This window comes from Desulfobacteraceae bacterium, from assembly GCA_022340425.1.
GTDB lineage: Bacteria > Desulfobacterota > Desulfobacteria > Desulfobacterales > JAABRJ01 > JAABRJ01.
In genome coordinates this window covers 1-18,500 of sequence record JAJDNY010000087.1, presented here as the reverse complement: position 1 = coordinate 18,500, position 18,500 = coordinate 1, and the positions used below count along the sequence as shown (strand labels likewise).

The 18,500-nt window shown below is 64.9% G+C and carries 16 protein-coding genes, 1 tRNA gene and 1 riboswitch; of the genes, 12 read left to right on the top strand and 5 right to left on the bottom strand.

All coding sequences use genetic code 11. The annotated features are described in order from the left end of the window. The first annotated feature begins 85 nt into the window (after positions 1–85). Positions 86–2,053 carry a TIGR04283 family arsenosugar biosynthesis glycosyltransferase gene (locus LJE63_07910; GenBank protein ID MCG6906533.1) on the top strand — a complete coding sequence of 656 codons (1,968 nt, stop codon included), beginning with the start codon at positions 86–88 and terminating at the stop codon, positions 2,051–2,053. Between the two features lie 43 nt (positions 2,054–2,096). Beyond that, positions 2,097–3,167, top strand: a complete 1,071-nt coding sequence (mutY, locus tag LJE63_07905) for an A/G-specific adenine glycosylase (GenBank protein MCG6906532.1) — start codon at positions 2,097–2,099, stop codon at positions 3,165–3,167. On the opposite strand, the gene LJE63_07900 is transcribed toward mutY, so the two are convergent. The 4 genes from LJE63_07900 to LJE63_07885 form a co-directional block, all read right to left on the bottom strand. Continuing rightward, positions 3,130–4,758 carry a DEAD/DEAH box helicase gene (locus tag LJE63_07900; GenBank protein MCG6906531.1) on the bottom strand — a complete coding sequence of 543 codons (1,629 nt, stop codon included), beginning with the start codon at positions 4,756–4,758 and terminating at the stop codon, positions 3,130–3,132. The genes mutY and LJE63_07900 overlap by 38 nt on opposite strands. A gap of 350 nt (positions 4,759–5,108) precedes the next feature. Further along, positions 5,109–5,942, bottom strand: coding sequence for an NAD(P)-dependent oxidoreductase (locus LJE63_07895; protein ID MCG6906530.1), 834 nt, complete (start codon positions 5,940–5,942; stop codon positions 5,109–5,111). A gap of 257 nt (positions 5,943–6,199) precedes the next feature. Continuing rightward, the gene (locus tag LJE63_07890; protein MCG6906529.1) at positions 6,200–6,865 is read right to left on the bottom strand and encodes a DUF309 domain-containing protein; all 666 of its coding nucleotides are present in this window, start codon (positions 6,863–6,865) and stop codon (positions 6,200–6,202) included. Between the two features lie 208 nt (positions 6,866–7,073). Next, the gene (locus LJE63_07885) at positions 7,074–7,694 is read right to left on the bottom strand and encodes an O-methyltransferase (GenBank protein ID MCG6906528.1); all 621 of its coding nucleotides are present in this window, start codon (positions 7,692–7,694) and stop codon (positions 7,074–7,076) included. Between the two features lie 194 nt (positions 7,695–7,888). Next, a riboswitch (TPP riboswitch) is annotated at positions 7,889–7,986 on the top strand. A gap of 62 nt (positions 7,987–8,048) precedes the next feature. Here LJE63_07885 and thiE point away from each other — a divergent pair. Genes thiE through LJE63_07860 form a run of 5 tightly spaced genes read left to right on the top strand, consistent with a single transcriptional unit; the run spans position 8,049 to position 12,068 of the window. After that, the gene (thiE, locus tag LJE63_07880) at positions 8,049–8,657 is read left to right on the top strand and encodes a thiamine phosphate synthase (protein ID MCG6906527.1); all 609 of its coding nucleotides are present in this window, start codon (positions 8,049–8,051) and stop codon (positions 8,655–8,657) included. After that, complete coding sequence (gene thiL, locus LJE63_07875) at positions 8,632–9,606, top strand: thiamine-phosphate kinase (protein MCG6906526.1); 975 nt, start codon at positions 8,632–8,634, stop codon at positions 9,604–9,606. Before thiE ends, thiL begins: the two co-directional genes overlap by 26 nt. After that, the gene (locus LJE63_07870) at positions 9,599–10,132 is read left to right on the top strand and encodes a hydroxyethylthiazole kinase (GenBank protein ID MCG6906525.1); all 534 of its coding nucleotides are present in this window, start codon (positions 9,599–9,601) and stop codon (positions 10,130–10,132) included. Before thiL ends, LJE63_07870 begins: the two co-directional genes overlap by 8 nt. Before the next feature lie 2 nt (positions 10,133–10,134). Next, the gene (locus LJE63_07865; protein MCG6906524.1) at positions 10,135–11,013 is read left to right on the top strand and encodes an ABC transporter ATP-binding protein; all 879 of its coding nucleotides are present in this window, start codon (positions 10,135–10,137) and stop codon (positions 11,011–11,013) included. A gap of 2 nt (positions 11,014–11,015) precedes the next feature. After that, positions 11,016–12,068 carry an ABC transporter permease gene (locus LJE63_07860; GenBank protein MCG6906523.1) on the top strand — a complete coding sequence of 351 codons (1,053 nt, stop codon included), beginning with the start codon at positions 11,016–11,018 and terminating at the stop codon, positions 12,066–12,068. Between the two features lie 161 nt (positions 12,069–12,229). On the opposite strand, the gene LJE63_07855 is transcribed toward LJE63_07860, so the two are convergent. After that, positions 12,230–12,306 (bottom strand) — tRNA-Arg (locus LJE63_07855). 110 nt (positions 12,307–12,416) lie between these two features. Between LJE63_07855 and LJE63_07850 the strand changes: the two genes are divergently transcribed. The 5 genes from LJE63_07850 to LJE63_07830 all read left to right on the top strand — a co-directional run bounded on the left by LJE63_07850 (position 12,417) and on the right by LJE63_07830 (position 18,398). Next, entirely contained in the window at positions 12,417–13,424 is a 1,008-nt protein-coding gene (locus LJE63_07850; protein MCG6906522.1) for an RNA polymerase factor sigma-32, read from the top strand. A gap of 44 nt (positions 13,425–13,468) precedes the next feature. Further along, positions 13,469–15,196, top strand: a complete 1,728-nt coding sequence (locus LJE63_07845; GenBank protein ID MCG6906521.1) for a tetratricopeptide repeat protein — start codon at positions 13,469–13,471, stop codon at positions 15,194–15,196. A gap of 32 nt (positions 15,197–15,228) precedes the next feature. Beyond that, positions 15,229–16,056: a hypothetical protein gene (locus LJE63_07840; protein MCG6906520.1), complete on the top strand. Its 828-nt coding sequence runs from the start codon at positions 15,229–15,231 to the stop codon at positions 16,054–16,056. A gap of 74 nt (positions 16,057–16,130) precedes the next feature. Continuing rightward, entirely contained in the window at positions 16,131–17,507 is a 1,377-nt protein-coding gene (locus LJE63_07835) for a P-loop NTPase (protein ID MCG6906519.1), read from the top strand. Between the two features lie 93 nt (positions 17,508–17,600). Then, positions 17,601–18,398 (top strand): RimK family alpha-L-glutamate ligase, encoded by a 798-nt coding sequence (locus LJE63_07830; GenBank protein ID MCG6906518.1) that lies wholly within the window; start codon positions 17,601–17,603, stop codon positions 18,396–18,398. Positions 18,399–18,500 lie beyond the last annotated feature (102 nt).

Genomic DNA, 18,500 nt, shown 5'->3' with positions numbered 1-18,500 from the left:
CCACGGGCTTCTCCAGCGTGGGGCTGCTGTCCTGGTGGCAGCACCGGCGCCTCGCCTGAGGCCACAGCCGCCCGAACCATAACCGATGCCCTTTGTTCTCAGCACGCTGTCGTTTTCTCTGGTGGCCGGCCTGATGGCCTTCGCCGGGCCCGTCGGCAGGTGGGGGCCGGCCTTCGGGGTCCTTTACCTGCTGGCCTTCGGGCTGCTGTGGGCAATGGTGCGCACGTTTCCGTCGGGGTTTTCGGGGCGGCAGGCCCTCTGGACCGTTTTGGGGTTGGGGGTCGGCCTGCGGGCCCTTTTTCTGATCTTTCCCCCCAGCCTGGATCTCAACCGCTACGTGTGGGAGGGGGTTCTCCAGCTGCGTGGGTTCAACCCCTACGCTCTGGCGCCCCAGGACCCGCTGCTGCAGCCGCTGGCCTCGGGCAGCCTGCAGGCGGTTTTCGAGGGCATCAACCACAAGGATCTCGCCGCCTGCTATCCGCCCCTGGCCCAGCTGATCTTCCGGGCCTTGGCGGCGCTGCGGCCTGATCCGTTCTTTTTCAAGCTGGTGGCGGCCCTGGCCGATGCCGCGGTTTTGTTTCCGTTGGCGGCCCTGCTGCGGCGCGCGGAGCTGCCGGCGGCCCGGCTGCTGTGGTACGCGGCCAACCCGCTGCTGCTGGTCTTTATCGCCGGCGAGGGCCACCTGGACAGCCTGATGATCCTGCCGCTGGTCCTGGGTGTGGCGCTGGCGGCCGCCGGCAGGGGCCGCAGCGGGTTTTTCTGCCTGGGCTGCGCGGTCATGGTCAAATACCTGGCGGCCGTGGCGCTGCCCTTTGTGCTCACCCGCCGCAACCGCCGCCAAAGCCTCTGGGCCCTGGTCCCGGGGCTCGCCTTCATCCCCTTCGCAGCTGCGGGCGGCGGTCTTTTCGGCTCCCTCACGGTTTTCGGCGCCGGCATGCACTACAACGATTTTCTGCCGGCCCTCCTCAGGCCCTTGCTGGGCCCCGTCGGCAGCCTGCTGGCCGCCGCCGGTCTGCTGGCCGCGGGACTGCTGCTGATCTTTCTGAGCGTCCCGGACCGCGACCGCAGCCTCTTGTATGCCTTCGGCTGGCTGCTGCTCTGCATGCCCACCGTGCACCCCTGGTACCTGAACCTTGTGGCCCCCTTCGCGGCGCTGGTCGCCGCCCCGGCCTGGCTGTGGCTGCAGGCTGCCGCGGCGGCCACCTTCCCGGTCCTGGCGGTGGAATACGCCACCGGCGTCTTTCAGGAGATGCACCGGCTCAAATGGCTGCAGTACGGGCCTTTCGTCCTAATTCTGATCTGGCCGCACATCAGCCCCCGGAAAAGGCGCAGGCCCTGTCGGGAGCCGCTCACAACCATCTCGGTGGTGATCCCGACCCTGAACGAGGGCCGCCGTCTGGCGTCCTCTCTGGAGGCCTTGGTGGGTATCCCCGGGGTCTGCGAAGTCATCGTGGCCGACGGGGGCTCCGGCGACGACAGCGTGGCCCTGGCGCGCCGGGCCGGGGCCCGCGTCGTTACCGCACCCCGGGGGCGCGGGCCGCAGATCGCCGCGGGGGTCGCCTGCGCCCATGGGGAGGTGGTGCTGGTGCTGCACGCCGACTGCCGGCTGAAACCGGGCGCAGCCGGCCGCGTGCTGGAGGCCCTCAACCGCGATCGCAGCCTGGTCGGCGGGGCGATGGCGATGGCCTTCGACCGCAGCCGCCCCGCGACCCGTCTGCTGGTGTTGCTCAACAACTGGCGCACCCGGCTGAGCGGGATCGCCTTCGGCGATCAGGCGCAGTTTTTCGTGCGCTCGGTCCTGCCGGCCATCGGCGGTTTCCCGGAACAGATGCTGATGGAGGACGTGGAGCTGGCGCTGCGCCTCAAGGCGGCCGGGCGGCTGGCGTTTCTGGCTGACGGGCTGACGGCCTCCAGTCGGCGATGGGCGCGGGGACCCTTTGGCCCCCAGGTGTGGCTGGTGCTGCGGCTGTGCGTGGGCTACCTGTTGCACCGTCGCCTGGGCGACCCCGAGCGCGCCGCCCGGCGCTACTATCGGCTTTACTACGGCTCCTGAACCCCGACAACCAGCGGGGTCGGCACGGAGGAAAGACAGGCGCATGCAAGCGTTGCGAAACGCCCTCTTGGCATGGTACGAGACCAATCGGCGCCGGCTGCCGTGGCGCGAAAGCGCCGACCCCTACCGCATCTGGGTTTCCGAGGTCATGCTACAGCAAACCCAGGTGGCGACCGTGATCCCCTATTACCAGCGTTTCGTGGCGGCCTTCCCGGACGTTTACCAGCTGGCCCGGGCGCAGCAGCAGGAGGTGCTGAAGCTGTGGGAGGGTCTGGGATATTACGCCCGCGCCCGAAACCTGCACCGCGCAGCCGGGGAAGTAGACCGGGTTTACAGGGGCAGGATCCCCGAGAGTTTTGCGGAATTTCGGAAATTGCCGGGGGTCGGCGACTATATCGCCGCGGCGGTCCTGAGCATCGCCTTTCAGCAGCCCTATGCGGTGCTGGACGGCAACGTCAAGCGGGTGCTGGCGCGTTTGCAGGCTCTGGACCTGCCGGTGGACCAGCCCGCTGCCCTGCGCCGCTTCCGGGCCCTGGCCCAGGAACTGCTGGACACCCGTCGGCCCGGGGAATTCAATCAGGCCGTCATGGAACTCGGCGCTCTGGTCTGTACCCCCCGTCAGCCGGACTGCGGCGGCTGCCCGCTGGCAACGGCCTGCACCGCATTTCAGAGCGGGCGGGTGGCCGAATATCCCAAGCGCCGGCAGCCACGCGCCGTGCCGCTTTACCACATCGCCGTGGGGGTGGTGCGCCGCGAGGACCGCCTGCTGATCACCCGCCGCAAATCCGAGGGCTTGCTGGGGGGGCTGTGGGAGTTTCCCGGCGGCAAGGTCAAGCCCGGGGAGCCTGCCGCCGAGGCGTGCGTCCGGGAGATCGCCGAGGAGGTCAACCTCCAGGTGCAGGTCCTGGGCCTTTTGACCCGGGTGCGGCACGCCTACACCCATTTTCGGATCCGCATGGACGTTTTCACCTGCCGCTTCGTGGCCGGCGAGGTGCGCCTCAACGGCCCGGCGGACTATCGCTGGGTAAGGCCGAACGAGATCGACGCGTACCCCTTTCCCCGGGCCAACACGAAGTTTATTCCGCTTCTGCTTGCGGCTCTGGCGCGGGAGTAGCCGCCGCTGGGCTCTTTTTGCGACGCCGCCGCCGCGGGCGGTGTTTTTTGGCCGGCTTGGCGCCTTTGGGCTCGGTCGCAGCCTCTTCGGACGGGGTTTCGGCCGCGGCGGGGGCGTCGGTCTTGGCGATGGTCAGACCGAATTTGAAAACCCCTGTGGCCTCCATTTCACGCCGCCCTTTGCGCATCGGCCTGCCGTTGGATCTCGCGGCGGCAGGCGTACGGCCCTCGGCCGGATCGCCTTTGGCGGCTTCGGCTTCAACCGCCGGGCCGCCGTTTTTTATTTTTCGCGGGGCGGCGCGCCGCGGCCCCCTGGCGGCCGGTCGGCCCCGCCCGTCGCGCTTTTCCCGCGGCCGTTTGCGGGCCGGCCGGGGACCGGCCTGATCTTTGACAAACCAGTCGTCCTCGGGCCACACCACCGGGATCGCGTTGCCCAGCATCTGTTCGATGGGCTCCAGGTGCAGGACATAATCCTCGCAGGCCAGGGAGAGGGCGACCCCGGTCTTGCCGGCGCGGGCGGTGCGGCCGATGCGGTGGACGTAATTTTCGGGGTCCTGGGGCAGGTCGTAGTTGATGACGTGGGTGATGTCCTCCACGTGGATCCCGCGCGAGGCCACATCGGTGGCCACCAGGATCTTGATGCGGCCGTCCCGGAACTCCTCCATCAGGCGCAGGCGCTTGCGCTGGTGGATGTCGCCGGTGATGCCCTCGGCCGGCAGCCCGTTGCCCTGAAGCTTCCAGGCCAGCCATTCGACCCCCGACTTGGTGTTGACGAAGATCAGCACCCGTTCCCAGGCTTCACGCGCCAGGAGCCCCAACAAAAGCGAGAGCTTGCTCTCCTTGCCGACGTGGAAAAGGGACTGCTGGATTCCCTCGACGGTCTTCATATCGGGAGTGATGGCGATAAATTCCGGCTGGTTCATGTACTCGTAGGTCAGCTCCATCACCCGGTAGGAGAGGGTGGCGGAAAAGAGCATCGACTGGCGTTTCTCGTAGTGGGGCAGCTTGCGCAAAATGTAGCGCATGTCCTGGGTGAAGCCGAGGTCAAAGAGCCGGTCGGCCTCGTCGATGACCACGATCCGGATGTCCTTGGGTTGAAACACCCCCTGCTTGAGGTAGTCGATGATCCGGCCTGGAGTGCAGATGACGATGTCCACCCCTTTCTTCAGGGCCTCGGCCTGCTCGCGATATTCCATGCCCCCCACCACCGAGAGGATCCGGTAGTGGGTCTCCCGATTCAGCATCTCGGCGTCCTCGTGGATCTGAAGGGCCAGTTCACGGGTCGGGGCCACGACCAGGGCGGCCGGCAGGTCGGGGTGTTTGCGTTCAAAGGTCATCATCCGGGTCATCACCGTCACGAGAAAAGCGGCGGTTTTGCCGGTTCCGGTCTGCGCCTGGCCGGCCACGTCGCGGCCGGCCAAGGAGACCGGCAGGACCTGGGCCTGGATGGGGGTGCAGCGGGTGTAGCCGGCGCTTTCCAGACCGGCCTGAAGCGGGGGCGGGATGTCGAGTTGGTCAAAGCGGGTGGGGGTCAGAAAATCGGGTTTTGGGGCACGGGGTTTTTCGTCATGGGAATCAGCTTCCGCTGTCATAATTCATAACTCCAATGGGTTTCAAGCTCCGCTGGCCCTTCCTTCGCCGCGGGGCGCAGGCGGCGGGAAGGGATCGGAATGAGATCGGTCTCGGTTTCAATTTTGACGGTTCCGCAAAAAGTTCAATTTCTGCGTTGCGCTGCATCTCGAAGTCGCTGCGGCGTACATCAGTACGCCTCACTCCTCGAGATTTGCGCGCCTTGAACTTGACCTTTTTGCTAAACCGTCTGGTTTTTGAATTTTTACCGGTCTATCAATTTGGTTGCGGGTCGGGCGGCCCGGGGTCCCGCTTCGGTGGTGGCGGGAGGGCGCCCGCGGGCCGGCGATGCGGACGATGACCCGCACGAACGTCAATCGGCAATGAACAGGTCGAGTTGCGGCTGACCCGCCATGTGGGGATCGTTAGCGTAAACGCTGAAATCCGCTACCCCGCGATCCCGCAATAAAGCTTCATCGATCAGGCACCGACCGGTCAGCTCCCGGGCGCGGGAGGTAAGAACGGCGTGGGCCGCATCGGCCATGATGGCGGGCTTGCGGCAGTACCTCAGGGTGTTGCGGTCCCCCACGGCAAATTCGATGGCGGCGGTGGCGATGATCGTTCGCGGCCACAGACAGTTGACGGCGATCCCGAAGGCTCTGAATTCCTCCGCCATGCCCATGCTGAGTAATGTCATGCCGTACTTGGAAAGCGTGTAGGGGGCGTGATCCCTCAGCCAGCGCGGCGCCAGGCTGATCGGCGGGCAGAGGCTGAGGATGTGCGGATTCTCGGATTGCTTCAGGTGCGGCAGAACGGCCCGGGAGCAGATGAATACGGCGCGCGCGTTGATCTGCTGCATCAGGTCGTAGCGTTTGGGCGGAGTGTTCGCCACCGTCGTCAGGCTGATGGCCCCGGCATTGTTGACCAGGGCGTCGATCCCACCGAAAGTCGCAACGGCCGCCGCCACCATCGCCTCGACCTGATCCTCGTCGCGCACATCGGTCTTGACCGCCAGGGCGTGGCCCCCCGCCTGCTCCACCGCCGCAGCGGTTTCCGCCAGGGTTCCGGCCAGTTTGGGGTGGGGCTTGACCGATTTGGCGGCAACCACGACATTGGCCCCGTCCCGGGCGAATCTGAGCGCCATGGCCCGGCCGATGCCGCGGCTGGCGCCCGTGATGACAATCGTTTTGCCCCCTAAATCAGCCATTTCGCTTTCTTCCCTGGGCTGCGCCGGCACTGCGGCCCGTTGGCCCCAATCTAACCGGCCCCCTGAAACGCCCCCGGCCGGCTGCGTTCACGCCGGTACTCCCTTTTCGCCCGCCGATGGCTCGCAAAAAAACCCGGTCGGCTTCTACCGGTCGCTGCAACCTCGCATTGGGCGGGCCGCCGGCCGCGGACGCCGGCGATGATTGAATACCCGCGCGCAGCACAATGTGCCCTTTATGACCCGAAGTCCTGCGCGAGTCAACCCCGATCAAACTTTTGCTGAACATTCGGGCCGGCCCCGCGGCCGCCGCCTGCAGCTGCCGGCTGCAGGCGGCAGGGGGAGGCGGGGTAGGCCGCCAGGACCGTCAGCAGCTCTTCCAGGTTGCCGATTTCGGGGAGGTATCGGCCCCAGCGCGCCAGCCGTTGGGATGCCCGGGTCGCCAGGCGTGCGGCAGGCGCGTTCCGGCCGGCCTCGCGGTGCACAAAAACCCCGGCGGCCTGGACCAGCCCCTTGAGGGCTTCGCGGCGGCCGCCTATGGCCGTGTGCCAAATTTCCTCCACGACTTCGTGGACTTCGAAGAAGAGGCCCAAATTCCAGAGCACCCGGGCGGTCATCAGGGGGGATCGGTCGGGGAGCGCCTGGCAGGCCGCCATGGCCTGCTCGTAGCGCCCCAGCCGCTCCTCGAGGTAGCGCAGGCAGCCGGTGGAAAGGCCCCCGGCCCGCCAGCGCCGCGCCAGTTGACGATAGCCATCCGGCCGGCCGCTTGCCAGAGCTTTCGCCAGCGCCTTCGCAAGGCTGTTGCGCAGATCGCGTGCGCAGCGGTCTGCAAAGGGGTCGAAGGCTGTGGTTTCCGACGCTTGCAGCGCGGTTCGGCAGCCGCCCGGGGCGTTTGGGGTGGGAGGCCGTTTGGTTTTCAAAATCATCGCGGGCAGCCGGAGCGGGTCCGGCGGGGGCACTTTTCGAAAAAATCGTCGTAAGGTTTTTGGCCTCTTTGTCCGATGGTATTCATAACTGTCTGGTAAAGCCCGTTGACAAGGACTTTACCATTCTCATCCTCCCTCTCCTGATGGGTGGCCCGCTGTGGGCCACCCGTTCTGTTTTGGGCCCCGGGGCCTTTTGGGCAGGCCGGCTTCAGAGCCGCAGGGCCAGCGTCAGGGCGTCTTTTTCCGGGGAATGTCCCGGCAGGAAGGCATACAGATGCAGCGCGCGCCAACCGGGATCGGCGGCGACGGCGCGGTTGAAGCCGTCGGCGTCGCGGAAAGCGGTGTTGTCGGCGACCAGCAGGCCGCCGGGGCGCAGCAGGCGCCGGCAGTCGGGCAGGGCCGACTGGTAGACCGATTTGTCGATATCCATGAAGACCAGGTCATAGGGGCCGCTCAAGCGCTGGATGACGCCTAGGGCATCGCCCTGGCGCAGTTCGATGGCGGCAGCCAGGTCGGCGGTCTGAAAATTGGCTTGGGCCCGGGCGGCCATGTGCGGGTCGCCTTCCACCGTCAGCACGCGGCCGCCCAAGGGCTTGCAGGCTCGGGCCAGGAAAAGGGCCGAATAACCCGTGGCGGTGCCGAGCTCCAGCACCTGGCGGGCCTGGCCGAGGGTGGCCAGCAGATAGAGCAGTTCCCCCACCACCGGGCCCACGATGGGAATCTTCTCGCGCTGGGCCTCCTGCTCCAGGTGCTGCAGCAGGGGGTCGCGGGCGGGAAGCAACCTGCCGAAATAGGCCTCCGGCGACGGGATCATCGGGGCAGCGCACATCGAGCGTCTCCTTGTGGGGATGGGCGTTTAGAGCCGCGACCCGGCATGCGGTCGGCGGCGGCAACTGCGGCCATCTGCGGGTCGGGGGCCGCGGCTAACCTTAAACACCATGATAGACGCAATCCCGGCCGGGCGCAAGGGCTTGGCGTAAAAGCCGTTGACGAATCGCGTCCGGGTTGCTAAATCAGAATCCAGCTGCGTGTTGGGGGTGCCCGCCGACGGGTGGGCTGAGATCAGACCCTTTTAACTTGATCTGGATCATTCCAGCGAAAGGAAACACGACCCGCCAATATCCCCCTGACGAAGCCGGTTTGCCGACCGGCTTTTGCTTTTGTGGGACAGAGGATGATCCGGATGACCGTTCGCAAGGCCCGTTTCTCAGGCGAAGGCAAGGAACTTTACTGCTTCGCCGACACCCTGGCGCTGTGTGACGCCCTGCTGGCTGCCGGCGCCAGGATTATTCAGCTGCGGGAGAAAACCCTCGGTGATGCGGCCTTTTTGCGTCTTGCGGGGCAGATGGCCGAACGGGTGCGCCGACAGCCCGGCGCGGTCTTCATTGTCAACGACCGGGTGGCGGCCGCCCTGGCCGTTGGGGCGGACGGGGTCCACATCGGTCAGGAGGACGCCGATTACCGCGATGTTCTGCAGCGGGTGCCGCCCGGCATGCTGGTGGGGGTATCGGTGGACACGGTGAGCCAGGCGCTGGCGGCCCAGGCCGCCGGGGCGGATTATCTCTGGGCCGGGGCCGTTTTCGCGACCTCCACCAAAAAAGACGCCCGGCTTATCGGCCTTCATGGCCTGCAGGCGATTACGGTGGCGGTAAGAATTCCGGTGGTGGCCATCGGCGGGATTTCGCTGGACAATATCCGCCAAGTGGATGGGGCCGGCGCCCGCCGGAAGCTTTCGCCGTCACGGGGTTTGGAAAGGTTTCTGAGCCATGCAGATCAAGGAGATCGGCGGTGAATTCGCCCTGATCGACCGGCTTCGCCGGCTGGTCCCCGGCCGGTGTCCCGGGCTGATCGTCGGTATCGGTGACGATGCCGCGGTCCTGGAAACCGCCGATGAGGCGTTTTACCAGCTGGTCACCGCGGACCTGCTGGTGGAAAACCAGCATTTCAGCTTCACCTGGTGCGGGCCCGAGGCGGTCGGCTTCAAGGCCGTCGAAGCCAATGTCAGCGACATCGCCGCCATGGGCGGGGAGCCGGGCGCCATGCTGGTCAGCCTGGCGCTGCCGCCGGAGACCCCCGTTGAAACCGCCGAGGCCCTCTACCGGGGCATGGGGTGTTCCTGCCGCCGGAACCGGGTGACGGTCGTCGGCGGCGACACCACACGCGGCGAGGCCATCACGGTCGGCATCACCCTCATGGGGAAGGTGGCCGTAGACCGCTTGTGCCTGCGCAGCCACGCCCGGGTGGGAGACCTGATCGGGGTGACCGGCACCCTGGGCGGCTCGGCCGCCGGTCTGGCCCTGATGCAGCGCAATCTGCCGGTCAGCCGCGACCTGCGCCGCAAGCACCTCGTTCCCGAGTGCCGCCTGGATGCCGCGCCCCTGCTGGCCCCGCTGGTCAACGCGATGATCGACGTCAGCGACGGGTTGGCCCCCGAGGTGGGGCATATCTGCGATCGGAGCGGCGTCGGCGCCCGGATCGCGGCCGACCAAATTCCCCTTCACCCGGGTGTGGCCGCTGCCGCAGCCGCCCTGGGCCGGGATCCGCTGGGATTTGCCCTCGGCGGCGGCGAAGATTACGAATTGCTCTTCACCCTCGCACCCCGCAACCTGGAACGGCTGCGCCGCTCGGGGCTCAACTTCACCGTCGTCGGTGAGATCGTCCCCGCCGCCGCGGGCCGCCTGCTGGTGATTGCTGGCGGGGTGAGCGTCCCGCTTCAGGGAGGATACAACCACTTTGACTGACATCTCGGTTATCGACCGGGGGGCCGTTCAAACACTCCTTTGCGCTATCCGGCGGCAGGCGTCGCTGGTACACCGCATCACCAACTGGGTGACCGTCGCCGATTGCGCCCAGATAACCCGATCGGTGGGCGCGCTGCCGGTCATGGCCCACATGGCCGAGGAGGTGGCCGAGATGGTCCGGCTGGCCGGCGCGCTGGTCCTCAATATCGGGACCCTGGACCGCGCGGTTCTGGAGAGCATGCAGATCGCCGGTCGAAAGGCCAATGCGCTGGGCATTCCGGTGGTGCTGGACATCGTGGGCTGCGGGGCCACCGCGGCCCGCTCAGCGGCGGTCAAAGAGCTCAGCGCCGGGCTGCAGTTGGCGGTGATCAAGGGCAATATCGGGGAAATCGGCGCCGGCGGCGGCCGAACGGGCCGAGACCCCCATGGCCTTCAAGAGCGCGCTTTTAGACAGCGTCTACGCCTTGGCCCAAGCCGCGCGAACGCCCGGCGCCCCGGGCCGGGGAGACCTGAAAAGGAAGGGTGATCATGCTCCTTGAGGTCAGCGAACTCGTCAAGCGCTACCGGGATCTGGTGGCGGTGGACCGGGTCGACTTCGCCATCGAGGGCGGTACCTGCTTCGGGCTGCTGGGCCCCAACGGCGCCGGCAAAACCACCACCATCGAGATGATCGAAGGCATCATCGTGCCCAGCGCCGGCGAGATCCGCTACAAGGGCGCCCCCCGCGGTGCGGCCTTCCGCGAGGAGATCGGCATCCAGTTCCAGCAGACCGGCCTGCTGGCCTTTCTGACGGTCTTTGAAACCCTGCAAACCCTGCAGGGCCTTTACCGCCGGCGCCGGGACCTGGCGGCGCTGGTGGCCCAGTGCGGTCTGGGGGAGATCCGCGACCAGATGAACGACAAGATCTCCGGCGGCCAGCGCCAGCGGCTGCTGCTGGCGCTGGCACTGGTCAACGACCCGGAACTGCTTTTCCTGGATGAACCGTCGACCGGGTTGGACCCCCAGGCGCGCCGAAACCTGTGGGACATCATCGGCGAGATCAAGGCCCAGGGCAAAACCATCATTCTCACCACCCACTACATGGAGGAGGCCCAGGCCCTCTGCGATCAGGTCGCCATCATGGATCGCGGCCGCATCATCGCCCGTGGGACACCGCTGGGCCTCATCCGGCAGCACTGCGAGGGGATCACCATCGTCCTGCCCGAAGACGGTTTCAACGGACCGGTGGAAGCAGTGGCGGACCACTTTCACCGGGTCAACGGCAATATTGAAATCCAGACCACCGACACCCATGGCTGTTTGCGGCGGCTGATGGCCGGCGGGGTGGACATCACCGGTCTGACGGTCCGCTCACCCAACCTCGAAGACGTCTTTCTCAACCTCACCGGGCGCAAACTGCGGGCCTGACTATGAGCTTCCAAAGGCTGTGGGTCATTTTTAAGGCCCGAAACCGTGAATACTTCCGGGACCGGGCGGCATTCGGCTGGAATTTCCTGTTCCCCTTCCTGATCATTGCCGGCTTCGGCCTGATTTTCGGCGGCAAGGAGTTGTCCGAGTACAAGGTCGGGGTCTTTCCGCTGGCAACGCAATCCCCCGCGGGGGAAAATCTGCGGATTGCGGCGGCATTTGGCGAAACCCGCTATCTGCAGTTCGTCCCGATCGCCTCCTTGGAAGAGGGGCTGACCAAGTTGAACCGCCACAAGATCGATTTTCTGGTCAAAAACGATCCGGCCAGCCGCGATTACTGGGTAAATGACGCCTCTCCCAAAGGCTATATGATCGAGAGGCTTTTCAACGACAGTCTGCGCGCCTCGGCCGGCCTCCCGGCCCCCGGGCGGAAGAACGCCATTCAGGGGGCCCGAATTCGCTACATCGACTGGCTTTTTCCGGGGATCCTGGGGATGAACATGATGTTCAGCGCCCTCTGGGGGGTCGGCTACGTGGTGGTGCGCTACCGCAAAAACGGGGTCCTCAAGCGCCTCAAGGCCACCCCCCTGACGGCCCTGGAATACCTGGGGGCGCAGGTGCTCTCGCGGGTCTTTTTGCTGATGTTTTCGCTGGTGGTGGTCTGGGTGGGGTGCGACCTGATCTTTCACTTTCAGGTGGCCGGCCGCTATCTGGATCTGCTGCTGACCTTTCTGGTGGGGGGGCTCAGCCTGACGGCGGTGGGGGTTCTGATGGCCTCCCGGGGCGTCAGCGAAGAGTTCACCAGCGGCGTGCTCAATTTCATCACCTGGCCGATGATGTTTCTCTCCGAGGTCTGGTTTTCGCTGGAGGGCTCCCCCCGCTGGGTGTGGGGCCTGGCCCAGGTTTTCCCGCTGACCCACCTGATCTCGGCCGTGCGCAAGATCATGAACGACGGGGCAGATTTGATGGCGGTGCGCCTGGAACTGGCCGTCATGCTGGCGATCAGCGCGGTTTGTCTAGCCCTCGGCGCCCGGCTTTTCTCCTGGAACCGTTGATTTCCCGCGATTTTTTTTTGAAGTTGCATTTTTTAGCTTGCTGTAATAGAATTTGGGTCAAATCGGTCACCACACGATGCGGTCCCCATTTGGCTACCATCAGAATTTTTTTTAAGATAAAAAAGGGGGTCGCCCGCCAAGGGCTAACCCCCTCGATTTTTTGGTGCGCCTGGCAGGATTCGAACCTGCGGCCTACGGATTAGAAGTCCGTTGCTCTATCCAGCTGAGCTACAGGCGCAGTAATAAACGAGACGCTGCTTACCATATGTCGCGCGGGTTGTCCACAGCGAAAATGTCTCACCCGGGCCTGACGCGCACCGGTGGCAGTCAAGATAAGGATGTCGTCGCATGAGTGTTGCAACTAAAGCTAAGCCTCCGTCCGGCCTCGCCAATCCGGATGCCGCGGTCAAAAAGAACGCCCCCAAAAAGCCGGCTGCAGCCGGGTCCAAGGCCAAGGCCGCGGGCAGCGGCGGGGCGGAAAACAACGCCCTGGTCAAATTCGACCCCCTGCAGCTCTACCTGACCGAAATCAGCAACTATAAACTGCTCACCCGGGAGGAGGAAAGAGAGCTGGCGATTCGGGTTCGCGAAGACGAAGACAAGGAAGCGGCTTACATGCTGGTCACCGCCAACCTGCGCCTGGTGGTCAAGATCGCCCTGGAATTCCAGCGGGTTTGGATGCAGAACCTGCTGGACCTCATTCAGGAGGGCAATATCGGCCTGATGCAGGCCGTCAAGAAATTCGACCCTTACAAAAATGTCAAGTTTTCCTACTATGCCTCTTTCTGGATCAAGGCCTATATCCTCAAGTTCATCATGGACAACTGGCGTCTGGTGAAAATCGGCACCACCCAGGGGCAGCGCAAGCTGTTTTTCAAGCTCAAAAAGGAAAAGCAGAAGCTCATCGACCAGGGCTTCGACCCCAAGCCCAAGCTGCTATCGGAGCGGCTCGGGGTGTCCGAGCGTGAAATCGTGGAGATGGACCAGCGTCTGGACGCCTGGGATGTTTCCCTTGACGCGCCCCTGAAAGACGATTCGGATACCGAGCGGATCGAGTTTCTCAGCACCGCCGCCGAATCGGCCGAGGACCAGATGGCCAAAAAGGAGATGGAAGGGCTGCTGCACGCCAAGGTCGCCGAGTTTCGCAAAAGGATGACCCCGCGCGAGCTTGAGATCTTCGATCTGCGGATTTTTTCCGACAGTCCCGTCACCCTCCAGGAAATCGGCGACCGCTACGGCATTTCGCGCGAGCGCGTGCGCCAGGTGGAAAAAAATATCATCAAGAAGATGAAGGAGTTCTTCAAACGCGAAATTCCCGACTTCGAGGCCTACTCCGACGAAGAGGGATCCGACTGAGCGGCGGCTTCCTGATCTTGGACCAACCCAACAGGACAATGGCAGTGATAAAAGCCCGTCTGATCATCGTGACCACCGTTGGTGTGGTCATTCTGTTTTTGAGCGCTTGTGCGGCCTTCTCTCCGTCTGCCCCCCTGCGGACCCAGGCCGATGACCCCGGCGTCGAGCGGCCCGCCAACCAGTATTTCTTCTATCTGGAAGCCCTCGCCCAGGTGAGGCGCGGCCGTCCGGACCAAGCCATTGCGCTGCTCAACCGCGCCCTGGAAATGGACCCCGGCAGCCTCGTGCTGAAACGGGAGCTGACGGGTCTCTATCTGCGCAAAAAGGATTACGGCAACGCCCTCGGGGTGGTGGAGGCGATCCTCGCCCAGCAGCCGGAGGAAGTCGAATTTCTCGTCATTCTGGGAAAAATCCGGGAGCAACTGGAAGAGGTCCAGCCGGCCATTGAGGCCTATGAACAGGTATTGGTGCGCGATCCCGGGCGGCAGGATATCTATCTCGCCCTGGGGGGCCTCTACATGGGGCAGAACGATCTCAAAAACGCCGAGCGGGTTTACTCCCAGCTCATCCGGGAGGTCCCCGAGGCCTATGCCGGCCATTTCTTCCTGGGGCAAATCTACGCCCGTCAGGGCCTTGTCGCGCAGGCCGAAAAAGCGTTTCGCAAGACCCTCGAGATGGAACCGGACCTGGAGGAGCCGCGCTTTGAACTGATCGAAATCTACCGCGGCCAGGGGCGCCGGGACAAGGTGCTGAAAACCTATCGCGAGATCCTGGCGCGCAACCCCGGCAACGTGCGCGCATCCCTGGAGCTGGCCGAATTTTACCGGGAAAGCGGCCAGCCCGCCGCCGCCAACAGCCTCCTGGCCGAACTGGGCAGGCGCAGCCTGGAGGATAACGAGGTCATCCGCCAGCTGGTAACGCACTACTTTGATAGCGAAAATTACCAGAGCGCCGCCACCGTGGTGGAAGCCATGCTCCCCGCGGCCCCCCAGAGCCCCGATTTGCATTACCTTGCCGGTGTGGCGCGCGACGGGTTGGGCGATAAGGAGGCCGCCCGGGAGCATTTTCTGAAGGTCCCACCCGACTCCCGCTTCTACCAGAACGCGGCGGTGCACGTGGCCTTCTACTACCAGGAGGCCGACCAGCTGGACCGGGCGATCGCCCACCTCCAGGAGGCGATCGTCAACGCCCCGGAAAATGCCGATTTCCGGCTCTACCTCGGGTCGTTTTACGAGGATCTAGAGGAGTACGCCAAGGCCGAGAGCGTGCTAAAGGAGGGGCTCACGCTGGCCCCGCGCGACGCCCGCCTCCATTTCCGCCTGGGGGTGGTTTACGACAAGTGGAACCGCAAGGAGGACTCGATTGCCAGCATGCGCACCGTGCTGGCGCTGGAACCGGAGAATGCCGGCGCGCTCAACTATTTGGGTTACACTTTCGCCGATCTCGGCCGAAACCTGGACGAGGCCGAGCGCCTCGTCCAGGCGGCCATGAAACACAAGCCCGACGACGGCTACATCACCGACAGTCTGGGGTGGGTCTACTACAAGCAGGGGCAATACGACAAGGCGGTGCACTACCTCCTGGAAGCCGCACGCCTGGTGCCCGATGACCCCGTCATCCTGGAGCACCTCGGGGATGCCTACCGCAAACTCGATGACCGTCCGAATGCCTTGAAATACTACCGGCGCGCCCTGGAAAAAAAGGATAAGGATTCGGACACCGCCGATCTGGAGCAGAAGATCCGCAGTCTCGGCGGGGACCCCGCTCCCTGAGCCGGCTGAATCGGCCTCCGCAAGGGTATCGCATGTCCGGAACTTTATTTCTGCTGGTCTCGCCGGTTTCCAGGGGCCTGTGGGCGGCCGTCTGGCTGGCGGTTTGCCTGGCGGCTTGCAGCACGTGGACCGGGCAGCGCCCGCCCAAACCCCTGACGGCCGCCGAGCAGGCCGCGGCCGCAGCCGCGCGCGAGGCCCTGGATCAACTCGATGCCCACAACCCCGGGCTTTTGGCGGTCAAGGGACTGGGCAGTTTCACCCTCTGGCGGCAGAACACCGTCCAGCGCGCACGGGTCGCGTGGGTCGGCCAGCGGCCGGACAAGCTCAGGCTGCTGCTGCGGGACATCTCCGGGGTTCCCATCGCCACGCTGGCCAACGACGGCACCTGGTTTTACCTCGACGCCCACAGCGAGGGCCGGTTTTACCGCAAATCCGCCAACGACGCCACTCTCCGGCGGCTCCTGCTGGTGGCCATCGATGCCGAGGAGATCGTCAGTCTGCTGACCGGTCGCATTCCCGTGCGGCCTTTCCACACCGCCCGGCTGCACCCCGACCCGGTCGGCGGCCGTGATGTGCTGTGGCTGTGGGACGGCAGCGGACGCCTGGTTGAAAAAATCCACCTGGATCCCGACGGGCAGGGGCGGGTGCGACGGATCGAGATGTTTGACAACGGAAATCGGCTCCTGTATGGGGTGGATTTTTCGGGGCGCCTGGGTGCGTCGGACTGCCCTTTACCGGCCGAACTGACGGTTTCAAGCGCCGCTCAGCCGGTATTCCGGCTGCAGATCGAGCGCTGCTGGGCCAACCCCGCGCTGACAGCCGAAATTTTCCGCCTGAGACCGGGGGCGGCGGGGCCGTGACAGCCCGGATCCGGAGCCTTAAGGGGCTGTGCCCAAAAGGCCTGCAGAGCCCCCAATGAAACGGTTTTGCGGTCATGCCACGCGATGCTTCCTCTGCGCCGCCGCTGCGCTTCCAGGCCGATCGTCCGCTGGGCAAGTTGGCCAAGTGGCTGCGCCTGCTGGGATTCGACACCGTCTGGCCGGGGGATCCGCCACCGGCCGCAAGCGATGAAACGCCTGTCCGTATTCTGCTGACCCGCTCCCGCAGGGGCCGGCCGCCGCCCGGTGTGCGGGTGCTCTTTGTGGCGGCTAACGACCCTTGCCGGCAGCTGCAGCAGCTGGTGGCCGACCTGGGCATCCGGTGGTCCGACACCCGGCCGTTTTCGCGCTGCATCCGCTGCAACCTGCCGATTGTGGCCATCGGGCGTGAAGCGGTGCGGGACAAGGTGCCGGATTACGTTTGGGCCACCCACGAAAATTTCAACACCTGCAGCGGTTGCGGGCGAATTTACTGGCCGGGCTCCCATACCCGGCGAAGCCTCGAGCGGATGAGAAAGCTTTTTGATCCCGTCGCCGAAGGTTTTTTGAAAGGAGATCTCCCCATGGCGAATGACGAAACCGCAGCTTCCGGGTGTTCAACGGGAAGCTGCGCTTCAGGCGGCGGCCAGAGCATGGCCGCCAAGATTCAGGAACAGATCATCGAAAGCTCGCTGGCCAAGATCAAGCACAAGCTGCTGGTCATGAGCGGCAAGGGCGGGGTCGGCAAGAGCAGCATCGCCGCCAACGCGGCCGTGGCGCTTTCCCGCAAAGGCCTTCGGGTGGGATTGATGGACGTTGACCTGCACGGCCCCAGCATTGCCGGCATCATGGGGCTCAAGGGCCTGTTGGAAGTGGGGGAGGACCATTTTGCCATTCCCAAGGCCTTCAGCGACAACCTCAAGGTGGTCTCGATGCAGTCGCTGCTGCAAAACGGCGACGACCCCGTAATTTGGCGCGGACCGGCCAAGACCGGGGTGATCCGGCAGTTTATCGGCGATGTGCGCTGGGGGGAGCTGGACTTTCTGGTGATCGACTCCCCGCCGGGCACCGGCGATGAGCCCCTCAGCGTGGCCCAAACGGTGCCCGGCGCCAAGGCCCTGATCGTTACGACCCCCCAGGACGTAGCGCTTTCGGACGTCCGCAAATCGATCAACTTCTGCAAAGCGGTCAACCTCGAGGTGTTGGGCCTGGTGGAAAACATGGGGCCCTTTGCCTGCCCCTGCTGCGGCAAAACCATCGAGGTCTTCAAAAGCGGCGGCGGCCGGCGCACGGCGACCGAAATGGACGTCTTGTTCCTGGGAACGCTACCCTTTGAGCCCGGGGTGGTCAAGGCCAGCGATGAAGGCAAACCCCTGCTGGGCGAAGCCGCCGAAACCCCCTTTACCCGGGAGTTGAACGCGGTTGTGGAAAAAATCGTCGAATTGCTCCACTAAATTCCGCGATTGCGGGCAGAGACCGGCCTTGCCGGCCGCGTCCGCCCGCAATCGATCGCCGTGCGGGCGCCTGGGCCCGCGGCCGGTGAGCCCATGGGTGCAGCCAACAGCAACGGCCGCCAGGTGATCGCCCTGGAGGGGCGCCTCAAAGGATGCCGCAATGTGCTGACCCTCGGGGTGCAGCCTGATTTTTCGGGCTACCCGCCCGAGACGGCGGAGACCATCCGCCGGGCCGAGAAAATCTACTACCCCTCGAGCTTCTACGCGGATCTTTTCCACGCGGCCGGCAAGGCCACCTTTCCCAGTTGCCATACCTACCGGTTCGCCCAGGACAAGATTCGCCAGAGCGCCCTTTTTAATCTGCTGCGCCTACCGCACCCGCGCACCCGTGTTTTTTTCGGCCGCCAGGGGCGGGTCAAAATTCCGTCCCTCTTCAGCTACCCCTTCATCGCCAAGATCCCCCGGGGATCGGCGATGGGAAGAGGGGTTTTTTTGATTCGCAGTCCCGATGAGCTGGCGGCCTACTGCCGGGAAACCCGAATCGCCTATATCCAAGAGTACCTGCCGTGCGACCGCGATATCCGGGTGGTTATCATCGGCGATGAGATTGTGCACGCCTACTGGCGCATCGCCGCGCCGGGGGAATTTCGCTCCAACGTGGCCACCGGTGCCGCCATCAGCTTGGCCCCGGTGCCGGCCGAGGCCCGCGAGCTGGCGCTTACCACCGCCCGGCGCTGCGGTTGGAACGATGTCGGGATCGACATCTGCGTCTGCCGCGGACGCTTCTTTGTGCTGGAGGCCAACATGAAATACGGCCGGGAGGGGTTCCGGCAGGCGGGCATCGACTACCTGCAGCTGATGGAAAGACTGATCGACGATGGAAAAATTTGACCCGCCGTTTCCCGCGTGCAGTTTGAAGCGCATCCGGGAGGAGATGGACCGCCAGGAAAGCGAAACGCTGTCGCCGCAGGCCGCCCTCAGCCGGGACGGCCT

Excerpts from the sequence above, each read along its gene's own strand:
- LJE63_07890 (MCG6906529.1), bottom strand. The coding sequence starts at position 6,865 with ATGATTTTGAAAACCAAACGGCCTCCCACCCCAAACGCCCCGGGCGGC.
- LJE63_07830 (MCG6906518.1), top strand. The coding sequence starts at position 17,601 with ATGGGTGCAGCCAACAGCAACGGCCGCCAGGTGATCGCCCTGGAGGGG.
- LJE63_07910 (MCG6906533.1), top strand. The coding sequence starts at position 86 with ATGCCCTTTGTTCTCAGCACGCTGTCGTTTTCTCTGGTGGCCGGCCTG.
- LJE63_07900 (MCG6906531.1), bottom strand. The coding sequence starts at position 4,758 with ATGACAGCGGAAGCTGATTCCCATGACGAAAAACCCCGTGCCCCAAAA.
- thiE (MCG6906527.1), top strand. The coding sequence starts at position 8,049 with ATGACCGTTCGCAAGGCCCGTTTCTCAGGCGAAGGCAAGGAACTTTAC.
- LJE63_07850 (MCG6906522.1), top strand. The coding sequence starts at position 12,417 with ATGAGTGTTGCAACTAAAGCTAAGCCTCCGTCCGGCCTCGCCAATCCG.
- LJE63_07885 (MCG6906528.1), bottom strand. The coding sequence starts at position 7,694 with ATGTGCGCTGCCCCGATGATCCCGTCGCCGGAGGCCTATTTCGGCAGG.
- LJE63_07835 (MCG6906519.1), top strand. The coding sequence starts at position 16,131 with ATGCCACGCGATGCTTCCTCTGCGCCGCCGCTGCGCTTCCAGGCCGAT.
- LJE63_07865 (MCG6906524.1), top strand. The coding sequence starts at position 10,135 with ATGCTCCTTGAGGTCAGCGAACTCGTCAAGCGCTACCGGGATCTGGTG.
- thiL (MCG6906526.1), top strand. The coding sequence starts at position 8,632 with ATGCAGATCAAGGAGATCGGCGGTGAATTCGCCCTGATCGACCGGCTT.
- LJE63_07860 (MCG6906523.1), top strand. The coding sequence starts at position 11,016 with ATGAGCTTCCAAAGGCTGTGGGTCATTTTTAAGGCCCGAAACCGTGAA.
- LJE63_07840 (MCG6906520.1), top strand. The coding sequence starts at position 15,229 with ATGTCCGGAACTTTATTTCTGCTGGTCTCGCCGGTTTCCAGGGGCCTG.
- LJE63_07895 (MCG6906530.1), bottom strand. The coding sequence starts at position 5,942 with ATGGCTGATTTAGGGGGCAAAACGATTGTCATCACGGGCGCCAGCCGC.
- mutY (MCG6906532.1), top strand. The coding sequence starts at position 2,097 with ATGCAAGCGTTGCGAAACGCCCTCTTGGCATGGTACGAGACCAATCGG.